Origin of the sequence: Rhodococcus sp. IEGM 1370 (assembly GCF_033142325.1) — a bacterium.
In the GTDB taxonomy this organism is placed as follows: domain Bacteria; phylum Actinomycetota; class Actinomycetes; order Mycobacteriales; family Mycobacteriaceae; genus Rhodococcoides.
The window spans coordinates 167,849-185,661 of the sequence record NZ_JAWLRY010000008.1; the positions used below are offsets into that span (position 1 = coordinate 167,849).

At 63.8% G+C, this 17,813-nt stretch carries 9 protein-coding genes; 7 read left to right on the forward strand and 2 right to left on the reverse strand.

From position 1 onward, the window contains the following. Window positions 1-57: 57 nt before the first annotated feature. From R4P47_RS13440 to R4P47_RS13460, 5 genes are all read left to right on the forward strand, one after another. Window positions 58-9,909, forward strand: coding sequence for a non-ribosomal peptide synthetase (locus R4P47_RS13440; RefSeq protein WP_317784986.1), 9,852 nt, complete (start codon window positions 58-60; stop codon window positions 9,907-9,909). Then, window positions 9,909-10,787 (forward strand): cyclopropane mycolic acid synthase family methyltransferase, encoded by an 879-nt coding sequence (locus tag R4P47_RS13445; protein ID WP_317784987.1) that lies wholly within the window; start codon window positions 9,909-9,911, stop codon window positions 10,785-10,787. The genes R4P47_RS13440 and R4P47_RS13445 overlap by 1 nt, the downstream gene beginning before the upstream one ends. Window positions 10,788-12,854: 2,067 nt before the next feature. Further along, entirely contained in the window at window positions 12,855-13,655 is an 801-nt protein-coding gene (locus R4P47_RS13450) for a TIGR04255 family protein (protein ID WP_269596752.1), read from the forward strand. Window positions 13,656-13,879: 224 nt separating this feature from the next. Beyond that, on the forward strand, window positions 13,880-14,191 hold the full coding sequence (locus R4P47_RS13455; protein WP_283347933.1) for a hypothetical protein: 312 nt from the start codon (window positions 13,880-13,882) through the stop codon (window positions 14,189-14,191). 98 nt (window positions 14,192-14,289) lie between these two features. Next, on the forward strand, window positions 14,290-14,661 hold the full coding sequence (locus tag R4P47_RS13460) for a hypothetical protein (protein WP_269596872.1): 372 nt from the start codon (window positions 14,290-14,292) through the stop codon (window positions 14,659-14,661). Between the two features lie 224 nt (window positions 14,662-14,885). Here R4P47_RS13460 and R4P47_RS13465 read toward each other — a convergent pair whose 3' ends face one another. Continuing rightward, window positions 14,886-15,125, reverse strand: a complete 240-nt coding sequence (locus R4P47_RS13465; protein WP_269596873.1) for a hypothetical protein — start codon at window positions 15,123-15,125, stop codon at window positions 14,886-14,888. A gap of 203 nt (window positions 15,126-15,328) precedes the next feature. On the opposite strand from R4P47_RS13465, the gene R4P47_RS13470 reads away from it, so the two are divergent. Beyond that, entirely contained in the window at window positions 15,329-16,003 is a 675-nt protein-coding gene (locus R4P47_RS13470) for a hypothetical protein (RefSeq protein ID WP_269596874.1), read from the forward strand. Between the two features lie 32 nt (window positions 16,004-16,035). Further along, window positions 16,036-16,632: a hypothetical protein gene (locus R4P47_RS13475; protein WP_317549466.1), complete on the forward strand. Its 597-nt coding sequence runs from the start codon at window positions 16,036-16,038 to the stop codon at window positions 16,630-16,632. A gap of 7 nt (window positions 16,633-16,639) precedes the next feature. Here R4P47_RS13475 and R4P47_RS13480 read toward each other — a convergent pair whose 3' ends face one another. After that, window positions 16,640-17,662, reverse strand: coding sequence for a hypothetical protein (locus tag R4P47_RS13480; RefSeq protein ID WP_269596876.1), 1,023 nt, complete (start codon window positions 17,660-17,662; stop codon window positions 16,640-16,642). Window positions 17,663-17,813: the final 151 nt, after the last annotated feature.

Genomic DNA, 17,813 nt, shown 5'->3' on the forward strand with positions numbered 1-17,813 from the left:
GAGCGGCGCGCCGGCCGAATCGTAGCTGTGACGGTGTGTGCGTTGAGGAGGTCGGGAGTGTCGCCAGAGGCGGATGAGCGGTTCGAGGATGGCCGCTTCCCCCTGTCGGCTGCTCAGATGAACATCTACCTCGCCCAGCAGTTGGCACCGGACGTGCCGTTCACCATCGCTCAGTACGTCGAGATCCACGGCGACATCGATCCGGCCGTGTTGATTCGTGCAACGGACATTGCCTGCCGGCGGCTCGAATCGCCTGCAGTGCGGATCGGCGTGGACGACGGTCACCCGTACCAGTGGTCGGACCTGCGGGTGCCGTACGCGATGATCTACCGCGATTTCACCGACCGCGACCACCCCATCGACGATGCCCAGCGGTACATGGACGAGCAGTACCGGAAACCGGTGGATCTGGTTCGCGACCAACTGATCGCGTCCGAGATCATCCAGGTGGGCGCTTGCCACTACTACTGGTACAGCAGGGCTCACCACATCGTGATGGACGGACTCGGCGCAATCTCGGTGCAGGAGCGCACCGCTGCGGTGTACACCGCGTTGACCTCGGGCACCGAGATCCCGAAGACCCGCGCCATCGGAGTGCGGGAGATCTACGACTACGAGGCCGCGTACCCCAACTCCTCCCGCTACGAGACCGACCGCCAGTACTGGCTCGGTCGACTCGACGGCCACCTCGAAGCCCCCAGGCTGGCCGGTAGCCCGAGTGAACCGGCCGCTCCCAGCGGAGTGACGGTGAGTGTCGGTGCTGTGCTGGACGCAGACATCGCCGAAGCCGTTGCAGCCGTGGCACATCGGTACAACTCCTCCGACGTCCCCGTTGTGCTCGCCACCTTCGCGCTCTACCTCGCGCGCATGACCGACACCGACGACGTCATGCTCAGCTTGCCGGTATCGGGCCGAGCGACCACCAAACTGCGGGAATCGTCCGGCATGATGTCCAACGTCGTGCCGCTGCGCATCGGCGTCGAACAAGGGGTCACCGTCGCGGAACTCCTACGACGGATTCAGGTGGAACTCACCGGCGCACTTCGCCATCAGCGGTTCCGCGTCGAGGACATGCAGCGGGCGACCGGCGACGGCACCGGCAGCGCCGCAGCCGGACGCGGGGTGTTCGGTCCCACGGTCAACATCATGATGTACAACAGCACAATTCGGCTCGGCGACGTCATCGGCGAATACCGCGTGCTCTCCAGCGGCCCCATCGACGACATGATGGTCAACGTGTACCCCGGTGTCGCAGGCACCAGCACCCGCGTCGACTTCCTCGGTAACCCGGCCCTCTACAGCACCGACGAACTCGCGGCCCACCACCGACGCTTCCTGGCACTCCTGCGCGAGGTGGTGCACGCCCCCGAGGGACTCGCGGTGTCCGAGCTCGAAGTACTCCATGCCGAGGAGAAGGCCGCGCTGCTCGACGCGCAGTCCACGGCAACCGTAGCCCCCGCACTGCTGCCCTCGTTGCTGACGACCGGCGCGGTGGTGCGGGCCACCGGAGTCGATCAATCCAGTGACGACTTCACCCGGGTCGCGGAACACATTGCTGCGCAACTCGTCTCGATCGGTGCAGGACCGGAGAAACGAATTGCCGTCGCGATCGAACGCTCCTACGAATCCCTACTGGCCTCGTGGTCGGTCTCACTCGCGGGCGCGTCGTTCGTTCCACTCGACCCCACCGAGCCGGCCGAGCGGTTGGCTGCGGTGCTCGCCGATGCGCACGTGGAATTCGGCATCACGACTCGCGCCGGTGTGCACCACCTTCCGGGCACTGTCCGATGGTTGCTCATCGAGGACCTGCTCGACGCCGACCCGATTGCGTTCACGCCACTGACCCTGCACGTCGACAACGAGGCCTACGTCATCCATACCTCGGGCTCGACGGGAAAACCCAAGGCCGTCAGCGTCACTCACCGTGGGCTCGCGCAACTCGCAGCCAACGTCGTCGACCGATATGCCGTCACCCCCGACTCGCGCGTACTGCAGGCGGCGTCTCCGGTCTTCGACGCATCCATCCAGGAGCTCCTTGCCGCGTTCGTTGCCGGTGCCACCCTGGTGATCGCTCCGGCCGACGTCTACGCCGGTCCCGCCCTTGCCGGCGTGTTGGACCGCGAGAAGATCACACACCTGATCACCTCGCCCACAGTGCTGGCCACTCTGGACCCGGACGACCTCAGCTCCATCGACGTCTTCGACGTCGGAGGTGAGGAGTGTCCGCCCGCGTTGCGGGACAGGTTCGTCTCGGCCGATCGAACGATGCGCAACGCCTACGGGCCGACCGAGGCGACGGTGTTGGCCACGTTGTCCGACCCGATGCGCGCCGCCGAACGGGTGACGATCGGCGCGCCGCTGCCGGGTGTCCGGGCATTGGTGCTCGACGCGCACCTGCGGCCCACGCCGTACGGAGGCGTCGGCGAGCTCTATCTCGGTGGCGACGGACTCGCCCGCGGCTACAGCGGGCAGCCGGGTGTGACGTCGACGCGGTTCGTCGCAGACCCGGGGGTACCCGGAGCTCGGCTGTATCGCACGGGAGACATCGTCCGTCGGTCGTTCGACGGGTCCACGATGGAGTACCTCGGCCGCAGTGATCAGCAGATCCAGCTGCACGGGCGTCGTGTCGAACTCGGTGAGGTGGAGTCTGCGGCAGCATCGTGTGCGGGAGTGACCGCGGCTGTGGCCGTCGTGCGCGACAACCGACTCGTTCTGTACGTCACCGGTGGCTCGGCTGAGCTGGACGGTCATCTCCGGAACCGCCTGCCCGCATGGATGGTTCCCAGCACTGTCGTGGTTCTCGATGCGCTACCCATGACCGCGAGCGGCAAGGTCGACCGTCGTTCGTTGCCTGCCCCCACCGCATTCGTCGATACCGAATACGTTGCACCGCAGAGCGATACCGAACGCACCGTGGCGGGAGCCTTCGCCGACGTCCTCGGTGTCGAGAAGGTGGGGCGCGAGCACTCGTTCTTCGAGCTCGGCGGTGACTCGCTCAGTGCTACCCGCGTTCTCGCACGCCTCGGTTCCGCAATCTCGTTGACCGTATTGTTCGCCGACCCCACAGTCCGCGCAGTCGCGGCGGCCATCGACGCGTCTTCTTCTTCCGAGCCGTCACTCGAACTACTCGATACCGTTGTGCCGGGGCGTATCCCGCTGTCGTACGCGCAGCAGCGGCTGTGGTTCCTCAACCAGTTCGACCCCGCATCGCCCGCGTACAACATGCCGGTCGCAGTGCGAGTCGGAGCCGGTGACGATCCCTCGATGGTTGTGACGGCTCTGCGCGACGTCATCGAGCGACACGAAGCCCTGCGCACCTACTACCCGGCCGACGACGACGGTCCGCGGCAGGTGGTGCGGCCCACCGATACCGTCCTCGTCGACGTACCCGAACGCACTGTCTCCGAGCGGGATCTGGACTCCGCTGTGGCAGCAGCCGCGACCGAGGGCTTCGATGTCTCGGCCGAGGTACCCATCCGCGCAACGCTTCTGCGCGTGCAGGAATCCGGCGACACCGTCGTCGTGGTGGTGGTGCACCACATCTCGATGGACGGGTGGTCGGTCGACCCACTCGTACGCGACTTCGCTTTCGCCCACGCCTCTCGGGCAGCGGGTCACGCGCCCACCTGGCCACGTCTGCGCGCGCAGTACGGTCAGTACGCGGTATGGAACCGGGCAGTGGTGGATTCGGTTGCCGACGAACAGCTCTCGTACTGGTCGTCGGTTCTGGCTGATGCCGACACCGCGGCGGCAGAGCTACCTGCGGACTTCCCCAGGCCTGCGGTGCAATCGATGAGAACGGACGCAGTTCCGTTCGAGATCGGGTCGCACCTGCACTCAGGTATTCGTGAGCTGGCTCGACGGACCAACTCGACCACGTTCATGGTCGTCCACGCCGCCGTGGCCGCCGCCCTGAGCCGCTTCGGCACCTCGAACCGCGTCGTGGTCGGATCTCCGACGGCAGGGCGAGGACACGAAGCACTCGACGAGATGGTCGGGATGTTCGTCGGAACCCTGCCTCTCGCAGTCACTGTGGACCCATCAGGAAGCTTCGCGTCCCTGCTCGACGCGGTCCGCACCGCAGACCTCGATGCCTTCTCGCATTCCGACATCCCCTTCGAGCGCATCGTCGACGCCCTGGCGACCGATCGATCCCTCGACCGGCATCCGCTGTTCCAGGTGATGTTGGCATTCGACAATGCACCGCACCGATCGGTCGAGGACCTGCCCGTCTCGGTGCTCGAGGTACCTACTCGCACCTCGGAATTCGATCTGACGCTCGTCCTTGCGGACGAGCAGGGTGATTCGGCGTCGTCGACCGGCCAGATCGAGTACGCGGTGGACCTCTACCAGCGGGCCACCGTCGAACACTTCGCGTCTGTGATTCTGGCCATCCTGAACGCAGCGGTTGCGAACCCGGCGTTTGTCGTCGGTGATGTTGCGCTTGCCGACACGCCAGCGCTGCCGTCGTCGATGCCCGACGGCACGCTGCTCGACGTATTGAGCGGTGGCACAGCCATGTCCGGTGCTGTGGCCATCGACGGCCTGGAATCGGTGACGTACACCGAGCTCGATTCTCGCTCGAACCGGATCGCGCGGCTGCTCATCGCACATGGCGTCGGACCGGAAACTCTTGTCGCCCTGTCTCTTGAACGCTCGGCCGAGTACATCGTCGCGCTGTGGGCCGTGGTCAAGGCCGGCGGCGCGTTCGTACCCGTGGACCCGCGCTACCCGGCCGCTCGCCGGGAACAGATGCTGGGGCACATCGAGATCGGCTTCGGCGGATTGGAGCCGACAGTGCGTGGGCTCGACGAGACGCAGGCCGAGCACTTCAGCGACCTGGCCCTGACCGATGCGGATCGCCTGGCAGCGCTGAAACCTACGCACCCCGCCTACGTGATCCACACGTCGGGTTCGACGGGAACACCCAAGCCCGTGGTGGTGACGCATCAGGGTGTGTATTCGCTTGCGCAGCAGGTCATTCCGCGGTACGGCGTGACCTCGAGTTCGCGCGTGCTCCACGGCTACTCGGTGAACTTCGACGCCGCTGTTCTCGAACTCGTCCTTGCTTTCGGGGCCGGGGCGACCATGGTGATCGCGCCGCCCGACCTACTCGGCGGGGACGAGATGTCGGCCTTCCTCACGGCGCATCGCGTCACCCACTACCTGTCCACACCCGCGGTGCTCGCCACCGTGCCGCCGACCCCCGGGATCGAGACCGTCGCCGTCGGCGGTGACGTGCTGGGCACCGGTGTCGTCGACGACTGGTCGGCCGGGCGGTCGATGCTGAACGCCTATGGTCCCAGTGAGGCGACGGTGGTGGCCACGTTGGCAGAGTCGTTGCGTGCCGGGGAACCGGTCACCATCGGTCGGCCGCTGGATCATGTGGGAGCGCTCGTACTCGACGACCGACTGCACCCGGTGCCACTCGGGGGCGTCGGGGAGCTGTACCTCGCAGGCTCGGGCGTGGCTCGCGGCTACCACGCGGACCCGGCGTCGACCGCCGCGCGCTTCGTTGCGGCACCCGACGGCACGCGGATGTACCGGTCCGGTGATCTCGTTCGGCAGCAGCCGTCGGGCATGCTCGACTACCGCGGGCGCCGAGACGACCAGGTCCAGATCAACGGTGTGCGCGTCGAACTGGGGGAGATCGAGAGTGCACTGACGGCGCATCCCGACGTCGGTGGAGTGGTGACAGCGGTGCGTGAGAACAGGATTCACGCCTGGGTGGTGGGTCTCGATGGCCAGGGCGCTGCGCAGTGGCTGCTGGACAGACTGCCGTTGTCGATGCAGCCGGCGGTCATCACCCGGATCGACGGTATTCCGCTGACCGGCAACGGCAAAGTGGATCTCGCCGCCCTGTACTCGGAGGCGCTTCCCGGCGGCGATTCGGCGGCGGCGCGCACCCTGGCGCAGGAGGTGGTGCTCGGGATCTTCGCCGACCTGCTGGGCATCGAGAATCCTGCCGTCGACGACAATTTCTTCGTCCTCGGCGGGGACTCCCTCGTCGCGACGCGTGCCGCAACCCGCATCAGCGCGGCGCTCGGTACCCACGTTCCGGTGCGGACCGTCTTCGAATCTCCCACGGCGCAGCAGCTCGCGTCGGCGATCGAGTTGTTGTCCGAGAACTACACTCCGCTTCCCGCTCTGGTCCACAATCCCGACGCGCGGTCGTACCCTGGTCTTGCCCCGGCCGAGCGCCGAATCTGGCTGCAGAATCGATACGACCCGACCTCGGCCGCGTACAACATCGCCGTCGAGGTACCGCTTCCGGCAGATCTGGACCTCGATGTTCTGCGCGCCGCGATAGCCGATGTGCTGGAACGGCATACACCGCTGCGCACGGTGTACCCGTCGACCGCGAACGGTCCCGTCACCGTTGTTCTCGACCCGCAGATCGTGCTGTCGACGTTGGACGATGCTCATGCAGGGCACGATGCTCTGGCCCTGCACGGCTTCGATCTGACTCTCGAAGCACCGCTACGACTCGGCCTGCTGGATCGGGGCGGCGAGCGGGTGCTGTCCGTTGTTGCGCACCACATCGCGGTCGACGGCCTCTCGCTCCGTCCGCTGGCCCGAGACGTCGAGACCGCCCTGCTGGCCCGAATGGCCGGATCGACACCGGAATTCGGTTTTCTCGCCGTCGACTACTCGGACTACCGAGTGTGGCAGCGGAATGTGCTCGACGCCGTGGCGTCGGATCAGCTCGAGTTCTGGCGTCGCACCCTGGCCGGCGTGCCGGAGTTCCTCGACCTGCCGACCGGAACCCCTGATCCCTCGGCCGATGCGACGGCCGTGGAGTTCTCTGTCGGCCCGGACACCCTCACGCTGCTGCGTTCGCTCGCGCATCGTGTGGGCGCAACGGTATTCGTCGTGGTCCACGCAGCGTTGGCCGCCGTCCTCGCAGAAGCCAGTGGTACCCAGGACATCGCCATCGGGACCCCGGTGGGTGGCCGAACCGACCCGGCACTCGATCACCTCGTCGGCATGTTCGTCGGTACCGTCGTGCTCAGGACGGAGGTCGATCCGTCGTCGACGTTCGAGGACTTCGTGACCGCGGTCCGCGACCGGGATCTCGATGCATTCGCGAACTCGGACGTCCCGTTCGAGCAGGTGGTGGACGCTGTGCAGCCCACGCGCGCAGTCGATACCCATCCGCTGTTCCAGGTGCTGCTGGCCTTCGGTGATACGGCAGCTCCGACAATCGAACTGGGGTCGACGTCGATCACCCCGCGTCGCGTGGACATCACGGACACGCAGTTCGACCTCGAAGTCCTGGTCGACGAGTCCGAGGCCGGACTGATCGGCCATCTCGGGTACTCGCCCGCACGGTTCTCGCGATCGGTGATTCGCGGACTCGCCGAGCGTCTGACCGAGGTGTTGACGATGGTCTCCACGCGGCCGAACATTCGGCTGGGCAGCGCGGAGTTCGGGCACGCCCCGTCGGCCGTTACCTCCCATCGCGACAGCGCACCCGGACTCACGCTGGCGGCAGTGTTCGAGCAGGCAGTGCAGAGTTGGCCCGACAATGTCGCGGTGATCGAGGGCTCGCGATCGCTGACCTACCGTGAGGTGGACCGACAGTCGAATGCGCTGGCCGACAGACTGATACGTGCAGGTGCTCGGCCCGGTGCCCTGGTGGCGATTGCCTATCCTCGCTCCGTCGACTACCTCGTCGCGATCTGGGCGGTGGCCAAGACCGGTGCCGGGTTCCTGTCCATCGACCCGTCTCAACCCGTGGCTCGGGTGCAGGAGATCCTGGATCGCGCTGCCCCGGTCACGGGAATCTCGGCTGCCGACTTCCATTCGGTCGGTGCCGATTGGATGAGCGTCACCGGCGACGAGCGCGATCGTGTCGATGGTCGCGATGCACCACTCGACAGCGTGGCCTACGTCGTCTACACCTCCGGTTCGACCGGGGTGCCCAAGGGCGTGCGGGTGACGCACCGCGGCATCGCGAATCTGGTGCAGAGCCAACGAGATCTCTTCGGAGTGGAGCCGGGATCGCGGGTGCTGCAGTTCGCGTCGCCGAGTTTCGACGCGTCGATCTTCGAGACACTGATGGCCGTCGGTGCGGGAGCCAGCACGGTGATCGTTCCGCCCGAGGTGCACGGAGGGCGTGAACTCGAAGCGCTCATCGAGCAATACCAGGTGACCCACGCGTGCCTCACGCCGACCGTCCTGCAGGTGACCGATGCGGAGGCCGTGCCGTCGCTTCGAGTGATCGTCATGGCAGGTGAGGCAGCCAATTCGGCACTGCTGCAACGATGGTCGCGTCGACGCTCGGTATTCAACGCCTACGGCCCCACCGAGGGGACCGTCATGAGCACCTGCACCACGGACCAGCGTGCGTGGGGCGCGGCGGTGCCGGTGACCATCGGCGGACCGGTTCGCGGCTTCGACGCGGTGGTACTCGATGCCCGTCTACGCCCGGTGGGCAACAATGTCGTCGGGGAGCTCTACCTGGGCGGGGCCGGCCTTGCCGAAGGGTATCTGGGGCAGAGCGGAACGACGGCGAGCAGCTTCGTTGCCGATCCGTTCGGTGACGGTCGGCTCTACCGGACAGGCGATCTGGTGCGCTGGGTTGTTGGGGGTAGCGATCGTGAACTCGAGTATCTGGGTCGGGTCGATTCGCAGGTCAAGGTTCGCGGTCATCGCGTCGAGCTGTCCGAGGTGGAAGCGGCACTGCTGCGTCACCGAGATGTGCGTCAGGCCAGCGTGATCGGTCGTGGGCAGTCGCTCGCTGCCTACGTGGTGGGAGGCGTCGAACCACGGGAGGCTCGCGAGTTCCTGGCCAGGACACTGCCGGCGTACATGGTGCCCAGTACCGTCACCGTCGTCGATGCACTGCCGATGACGTTGTCCGGCAAAGTCGATGCGAGCACGTTGCCCGAGCCCTCGATCATGTCGACCGAACGACGTGCCCCGGTCTCCGCGAACGAAGTACTGGTACATGCCGTGTTCTCCGACGTCCTGCAGATGGCCGGCGAGGACATCGGTGTGGACGACAACTTCTTCGATCTCGGTGGGCACTCCCTCTCGGCGGTGCAGGTGATGGATGCGCTGGGGGACCGGGTCGACCGTCGGCTCCCGATCAGTCTGCTGCTCGTACATCCGACTATTTCGGCGCTGGCAGCCCAACTCGACGCGGGCGATCACGGTGCGGACGGTGCCTTCGATGTGGTGCTACCGCTGCGAACCGAAGGGGTGGGTGAGCCGCTGTTCTGTGTGCACCCGGCCATCGGAATCGCGTGGAGCTACCTCTCGCTGCTCGGGGAGACCGAACGTCCGCTGTACGGGCTTCAGGTGCCCGGTATCGCCGACGATGACGCTGCGCCGACCTCGATCGAGGAGTTCGCCGAGAGATACGTGCGCGAGATCCGAGGCGTTCAGCCGCACGGCCCCTACCACCTGCTCGGATGGTCGCTCGGCGGCGTGATCGCGCATGCTGCTGCGACGCAACTGCAGTCGGAAGGTGAGGACGTCGCGCTGTTGGCGCTCGTCGACGCGCAGCTCTCTGCACCGGAGGGTGCCGCAGAGTTCGGCATCGACGACCTTGCTCGTCAGCTCGGGGTCGAGGGTGACTCGTTCGAGACCATCGTGCATCGATTGCGCGAGAACATAAGTGAACTGGCGTTTCTCACCGTGGATCATCTGCGGCGAATGTATCGTCCCGTCGCGGAGGCTCCCACCTGGGTGGCGTCGTACGAGCCTGCTGTGTTCGTGGGGCCGGTGCACTTCTTCGCCGCTCGCGGCTCGCACGGTGCGGAGCAGTGGACGCAGTTCGTGGGCGGGCGGATGTCGGTTCACCGGGTCGATGTGGAACACGAAGACATGCTGGGCGAGTTCGGTGCCCGTGCACTAGGCCGAGTGATCGGCACCGATGCTGTGGGGAAAGGTGTGGCGTGATGAGCGAACAATTGGAGCCGTACGTCGATGACGTGCGAGCGCACTACGACCTCTCGGACGAGTTCTTCGCACTGTTCCTCGACCCGAGTATGACGTACAGCTGCGCCTACTTCGAGCGTGAGGACATGACGCTGGAGGAGGCGCAGACGGCCAAGATCGACCTCGCCCTCGGCAAGCTCGACTTGAAGCCGGGGATGACGCTGCTCGACATCGGCTGTGGCTGGGGAGCTCTCGCCAAGCGGGCCGTCGAGAAGTACGACGTCAACGTTATCGGTCTCACGTTGAGCCGAAATCAGTACGAGCACGGGCGCACCGTCGTGGCCGAGCTGTCGACCGACCGCACCGTCGACATTCGGTTGCAGGGGTGGGAGGAATTCGACGAGCCCGTCGACCGGATCGTCAGCATCGGCGCGTTCGAGCATTTCAGGCGTAACCGATACTCGGCATTCTTCGCGAAGTGCCGCTCGGTACTGTCCGCCGACGGGCGAATGTTGTTGCACACCATCGTCATCACGCCACCCGACCCGGCCTCGGGTGGCGGCGGACTCACCCGTGAGGATGCGCACTTCTCCCGCTTCATCCTGCGCGACATCTTTCCCGGCGGACAGTTGACGCTCGTCAAGGTGATCAAGTCCAAGGCGGCCGACGCCGGGTTCGAGTTGCTGCGGGAGCATCCTCTGAGGTTGCACTACGCGAGGACACTCGATACCTGGGCCGAGAAACTGATCGCATCTCGCGACGAGGCCATTGCCGTGTCCTCGGAGGCGACGTACGAAAAATACGTGCAATACCTCACCGGCTCGTCAGCGCGATTCAAGAGTTCACGCATCGACGTCGTGCAATTCACGCTGGCCGCTGCAGACATACCCGAGAAGTGAGTGTGCGACTGACACTTGACTAACGAGTCAAACTAGTACCCTGGCTAACGGCGAGGGGCATGTCCGCGATTTTTCTCGTCCGCCGGTCCGAATGAGACTGCTTCTGACGTTGGGGATTCCATGCACACAGTTTCTGGGGCACCCAGTTTTGCGGCCGTGTATTTCCTCGCGGCTCTGGCGCTACTCATCCTGTTCCTCGCCGTCGGTGCGAACATGGCAATAGCCGCACCGCTGATCCTGGCTTCGATCGGGATGGGAGTTGCTGTGCTTATTCGGAATCGGATGGTTGGCCGATGACGTGGCGGGCACTATGAAGAATGTCCGGCGCTTTGTTGCCATTGGACTGTTCACTTCCTCGGTTCTGGCTTTCATCGCGACGTCCACCGGCACCGCTGTTGCGCCACCCGGGCCGGTCGTCGGCCCCCACTAGTTGCCTCGTCACGGCTGGTGCCTCGATGATCTGGCCGTCGGTTCCCTCCAGAAGTGGAAGTCGACATACGTTATTCGCCCCAAGTGGAGACCGAGCTCACCTGCGGCAGTGCCGGTCGGATCACATCGGCTGTCCAGAACGCCATCTCCGTCACCTATGCCCGCGACTCTGCGGGGTGCATTCAGTCCGAGATCAAGGCGGGCAAGACCGCCATGTACAGCCGCGACAGTGCGGTCGCGTCGCGTCTAGTGAGACCGTGAACGCCTGATGGACATCCTCGCGATCGACGAAGCAATTCGCCGACGCCGCCACCAAATACGGTCGCGTCATCTCTGGCTCGACCGCACTCGGCATGGGCGGGCGACAGGTCCCCTGACCGACCACGCCGACTGCCCCTCCTTGAATGGCAACAGCTCCGGCAGCGTAAACACCATCGGCAACAACCCTGCTTACGGCCCGATTGCAATTGTCGGAGTCAAGCACCGAGTTGATTCGGATTGTCGGCGTACTCGGTGACTCGATCGGCGCGGCGAGGGCGATAAGTCGGTCGCTTTGGACTGAAACGCTTACTGGGGATACATCAACCGCGCCCTGTTCACCGCAGGATTCCCACGATCAACCGCGCCAATGCGGGCGAGCGCGCGGTGGAGTTCGTGCTGATCCAGAAGTCTTTCCGACGCCGGTCCTAGATGCCCGGATGCACCGATGTCATCTGCAAGTACGGAATCAATGACCTGGGAAACAGCCCGCACATTCGTCCACCTCGCAGCCGACTCGATCAAGGGGTGGCGACATCAGGCGGACAGTGGGTGCCAGTTGTTGGCGACCACGCTGACACCGTTTTCGCTGTCGACAGATGGGTGGTCGACCGAAGCGGGGCAGGCCACCAAGGCGTCAAATGCGCCGTGAGTTCAGTACAACGACCGGATCCGAGACGCCGCACCACACTGCACCCGACAACCTTCGCTGCGCTCGCTGGGGGTTGCCAACGGAGTGGTCGTACGGGCGGGCGCGGCCGGAAACCCCTTTGGAGGAGTATTTTGAGGCTGCAGACGCCGTCGAGCGCACGCAACTCAGGCAACTGGGAGCTGGGCAATCGCATCGCCACAGACGCCGCCATGACATCGGGGTTGAGCACGACGACCAGGGCAACAGCCGCGTTCAGCAGAGCCGACCGCGGTCGCATCATCACCGTGGCAGGTGCGGGCACATCGGCCTCCCGGTACTACTCCTACGTCTCGGTCGTCGTCTCCGCTACGCAGATGACGACTGAGAACGCCGCTGCATCCACAGTCTCGGCAGCGCCGGCGGGAATCGGAACCGCAGACGTTGACGGGCTACATCTAGGTTCCGAGATGGCCATCGCAATGGTTGCAACGAGACAAGCAGGTGTCTCACGCGGCCGACGTCGTAGTCGATCTAGCTTCCATGGCGGGCTAGCGCGAGTACGGGCGTTTTGCATCACGTTCGCGGGCAGCAGGTGTCTCAGATCGGTCTCAGCGACGAGCGGAACGATCCCTTACAGCTGAACGTTGTTCTGACAGATGAGAGGGTGTGCGTGCCGTTTCGAAAGTTCTGAAACGAGTCAGAATGGAGCTACGTGAACGAGCCGAGCTATCTGTGGCTAGAGTTGTCGCATGGTTGACATGGGGCCGAGTGCGATGGCGCTGCCTTCGTTTGCCCAGCCTCCTGTAGTCGAGGTGGCTATGGGAGTGGAGTTCCTTCCCCTCCCTGCGCTGACTGTCGTGCCGCTTGTAGATGTTGCGCGGACTTGGGCGAACGACTATCCGATCGTGCAAGAACAGCCCGCGCTTCCTCCCACTGGCGGTCCGTTTGGTCCCGCAGGGTTCAACTTTGAGGTCAGCGCCGGCGTCCCACCCATACGTTTGTGGTTATTGAACAGAGCGAACACCGAGCTGATCCAGATCCAGGGTGACCGTTTCATCCTTAATTGGAGACGGATAAGTGATTCCGAGTCATATCCCCGTTATAGATACCTAGCGCCGAGGTTTGACAGTCACTGGCTACGATTTGCCGAGCAGGTGGAGGCCTTCGGGCTTGGACCGCTACAACCCATCACAGCAGAAGTGAGCTTCGTAAATGCTTTCTACTTGGAGCCTGACGAGACGCTTTTCGACGTATTGACCATCCTGTCCGACCAGTTTCAAATGAAAGCTGCGGAACCTTCCATTGAGCTGGTCATGAAACTCGATGGGAAAAACCAGGATGATGCTGTGGGCGAGCAGAGGATCTCAGTGTCACGCACACCCGGTGAGATTAACCGTGTCTCAATGACGTTGATCACACGAGTAACGGTGATCAATGAGGATGCGAATCCTATACAAGAAGCGCTTGGCCGCGCTCACGCGATCGGAGTAACTAGCTTCGCTCAGTTGACTACCCCGAAGATGCACCGAAGGTGGGAGATCAAACTATGACGACCGCATGCGAACTCCCAGGGAACGCGACGATGGCCCCTGTCCGAGCATCAACTTTCTTGGTCGATAGTCACGCTCTCCTTTCAGGGAGTTGGGGATTCTGGAACACTGACACCATTGTGTCTCGGAGTGCCCTTATGGGGTATACCCAGAAGCAATTGGTCAAGCTAATGAAACTCCGACGTGACTGGGATGAGGAAGGTGGCTTACCCGTAGCGCCTAGCGTGGCGAAGCTGGTTCTGATGCTCGTCGACGCATTCATTTTTGAAGACAACCTCGCGACTCCGCAACTCTCGCCTCAAAGGACTGGGGGCGTTGATGTTGAGTGGTTGATCGGCGGCAATCACATGTCGTTATCAGTTTCGGCTGACGGTGACATCGTGGCTTGGGCGCTATCCCCCCAGGGCCACGAGCTCTTTAGCTTCGATTCAGATGTTGACATGTTCGACGCTAAGGGAGTCGCCCGGTTGATCAACGAAGCACGTCGTTTTCTGGAGGAGTTCAGCCCCAAAGTTCAGAAGCGCATTCTGATCTAGTGACTGCCGGACCTCCTGTCGCGCCCCCTGTGATCAAGGCAGACGACCTCACCATTCCCGGTGATGACATGCTGTATAGACGTGTGCCAAGGATCCCAATGGAGCACATGGTTCTGGTGGACGAGACTGACGGCAGCATCGTTTTCAGCAGGGGCGCTTTCAAGTTCAACAAGAATGACGGCTGTTCCGTTTATAGGCATTCGATCCTGCAGGACAACTCTTTCACGTGGGAGGACGCGAAGAACGCCCCGGACAACGGGGTGGCGTCAGTAACCGTGTTAGATGTTCGCGAGGTCAATCTTGGCATCGCAGATGATCCGCACCCGCCACTACCTCTTGTGCTCCAGAAACCGCGGGATGTTGCGCACGCAGTAATAGTGCATGCTGCCAGCGGCCCGCTGAGCAACTCGAAGCGTGAGCAGGCTCTTACTGCTCTCGCCAAACGTGCTCAGTCGGTCGGACCGGCTTAGGGCAAGCTGTCCGACACTGCCTGGGCCGTCTTGGTGCGGCGGGTCCAAAACTTCGCGCAATAAGGATCTAGGAGGCACCCGCGCGGGCAATGCAACACGTTCCCGTAGATGAGACCGTCCGATGACCCGCACGAGTGTGCGGCAGCGATGACCGGCGCATCGGCGAGCTCGCGCACAGGGTTGTTCGACTCCCTGATGGGGTCACGCCAGCGGACGAGAATCGTCTACAGCTTGTCGTTTCGAGGGTCGCGTGGGTCAGTGGGGTACAGGCCGTTCTGTCGGTTGATCGTCGCAACGCCACCTGACAGCGCATCGAAGACGGTGTGGAGTGCCGAGTCGGCGTACTGCTCCGCGTTCGTCGGTAACTCGTTCTTGTCTTCCATTTCGTACCACGCCGCGATCAAGGTCTCTCGCAGGTGGTCGACGAGATGTTGTCCAGCGCTGCGCGCGTACCCGTATGCCATGCGTCGAGACTTTACAGAATCGAACGTTCGGGCGGCCATGCAATCGGGCGCACGAAGCTTGAAATGCTCCTAGCCGTGTGGTCGTACGCATGGAGGTATTGTCGCGTGCAACGCTCACCCGGTACACGTGCGCGAGTCATCTGTGCCAGGATTTGAGGACACTTACGCCCCGGCCCGACGATCACCGGACAGGAATCCGCATAATGAAGAAGGCCCAACTCGGTTGTGTCAGTGGACTGTTCGCTGCCGCGGTGCTGGCCGTCAGCGCGATGGCTCCCGGAACCGCTGCTGCGGCACCTCTTCCGGTCGTCGGACCCGGTAGTGGCTTCGTCACCACTGGAGGCATCGACGACCTCACCGCCTGCTCCATCGCGGCCGTCGGATACGACGACGCCGGCCGACTCGTCGCCCTGACCGCAGGCCACTGCATTCTGCGTACGGGTCTGCCCGTCACCCTCGTCGGATCGCCCACGGCCCCGGTCGGCACCACGGCCGTCGGGCATTGGGGACCCGACTACGGCGTCATCGTCCTCGATCCCACCAAGGTCACGCCGGTGTCCAGTCTGGGCGGAGTCACCGTGACGGACATCGGGACCGGATCGGTGGGTCAGCCGGTCTGCAAGAGCGGAGTTGGCAGCGGACTGACGTGCGGCACCATTGTCGAGAACCGGGGCGGGGACCTGATGCCCGATGCCGTCACCGTCTGGGCCGACTCCGGGGCACCGCTGGTGGCAGGTACCACGCTCGTCGGGATCGCCAGCCATGCCTCGGGCGTTCCGTTGCTCAGTCCCACCGCCTACGCATCGGCGTCGGAATCGATGCGATTGCTGAGTGCATCGGGGGCACCGGGTGCGGGCTTCCGGCCGGTGGGAAGCTGATAGCGAGAGCCCTCGCGATGTGGGTGCGAAGTGTGGGGACGATCATCGGTGCGGGTTGGCGCGTGGTCGCGGTGTCGATCGCATTGGCGATGGCAACGGCGTTCGGGATCACCTTGCTGACGACACCGGTATACGAATCGCGTGCGCATATGTTCGTCTCTACCTCAGGGGCGAAGTACAGCCCTGATGTGTACGAGGGAAACCTGTTCTCGCAACAGGCGATTCCGGCGTATGCGGGATTGGTGACGAACGACGTTGTTGCGTCGGCAGTGATCGCCGATCTAGCACTCGATCTCACTCCGGCGGAGTTGGACGACAAGGTGACGATGACCTACTCGCCAGAGACCGTTGTGTTCGACATCGTCGCCACCGATTCCTCGCCGGAGCTCGCGGCCGATATTGCGAACACTATGGCCACAGAGTTGAGTGCAGTTATTGCGGACCTGGAGGCTCCCGAGGATGGCGGGGCTCCCTCAGTGGCGTTGAAGATGTACAGCCAGGCCGAAGCGTCGGATGCACCGATCAATCCGAACACCGAGGCGTATCTGGCGTGGGGTGCCGCAGTGGGGCTGGTCATCGGAACTGCGTTGGTGCTCGTCCGTCACCGCTCGCGCGGGACTGCGCAGTAGGTCCGAACTACACCCGATCCATTCCCGCCTTGTGGGTCGGGTCGATGAGGAACAGGCTGCTGCCGTCCAATCCGTCTCTGCGGTGGATGTTTCCGCGCAATCCGGCTTCGACCAGTCGCACCGCTATTTCGTAGATCTCTTCGAGGCGATCGTCGGTGAGATCGGGCTTGATCGCGAGATGGATTTCGTCGCCGATGTGCCGCAGCACCGCTTGAAAGTTCGGGCTCACCGCGCTGTAGAGCTCCTCGCACTGGACCAGCAACGCGTCGGACATGACGAAGTCGTCCTCGGCCCCGAGCAATGGCATCACACCGAAATCCTCGAGCAGATCGATCAGCTGCACGGCACTGCGGCCGGCTGCCGTCGACCGGTCCGCCTGTACACCGGATTCCACTTCCTTCGTCGTGAAGATCAGTGTCGCCTCGGCGCTGGGATCGAGCAGACCCAGATCGGCGCGCATCGCCTTGAGCAGCAACGAGTGCATTCTGGTGATGTAGGCATGCTCGCTCTGCAGACGTTCGTGTGCGGGAGCGGGGATTCCGGTTTCGGGAGCGAGCGGTGCGAACACCCGACGATCGATGCCCGTGGACAACTCGAGCGCCAACGGATGGACGCGCCTGCGTGCGACCACCAGTGCGGCGGTGAGCGCCAGATTCAGTTGGTCGTAGGCCTTGTCCAAAGACCGTGTCGCAGCCTTCAGGTCGCCGACCGGAGTGGAGACCACCGCTGCCGAAATCTCCTCGGCAACAACCCGATCGACGTTGGACAGCGCGAAGAGTAGTTCCTGGTATCGCGCGGTCACCTGGTCGCGGTTCCACGAGTCGTTGTCGCTGGACTGGCGCACCTGACGATCGACGGCGGTGTGCAACGCCGCCAACTCCCGCGACATCACCTCCTCCTTCGCGCCCACGCGTCGAACACTCAGCGCAGCCAACGCGGCACCGAGCGCAGCGATGACGACGAGAATCAAGGTCCACACCGCAATCGCGGTCACACCGGACTCGGTCGCAGCTACGACGCTGGTAGTCATGGGCACATCATGCACGAATGTGTTACGTATCGTTCTTCTTTCGCCGCTCTAACTGTCAGGTAATTGTGGGTGCGAGGGACTGTCTGAATAACGGTTGATCCGGTCCTTGGTTCGACACGCCGAGCTCAGCTTGGTGGGAAGGATCGACGAT

Excerpts from the sequence above, each read along its gene's own strand:
- R4P47_RS13445 (WP_317784987.1), top strand. The coding sequence starts at position 9,909 with ATGAGCGAACAATTGGAGCCGTACGTCGATGACGTGCGAGCGCACTAC.
- R4P47_RS13465 (WP_269596873.1), bottom strand. The coding sequence starts at position 15,125 with ATGGCATACGGGTACGCGCGCAGCGCTGGACAACATCTCGTCGACCAC.
- R4P47_RS13460 (WP_269596872.1), top strand. The coding sequence starts at position 14,290 with ATGGAGCACATGGTTCTGGTGGACGAGACTGACGGCAGCATCGTTTTC.
- R4P47_RS13470 (WP_269596874.1), top strand. The coding sequence starts at position 15,329 with ATGAAGAAGGCCCAACTCGGTTGTGTCAGTGGACTGTTCGCTGCCGCG.
- R4P47_RS13450 (WP_269596752.1), top strand. The coding sequence starts at position 12,855 with ATGGTTGACATGGGGCCGAGTGCGATGGCGCTGCCTTCGTTTGCCCAG.
- R4P47_RS13480 (WP_269596876.1), bottom strand. The coding sequence starts at position 17,662 with ATGACTACCAGCGTCGTAGCTGCGACCGAGTCCGGTGTGACCGCGATT.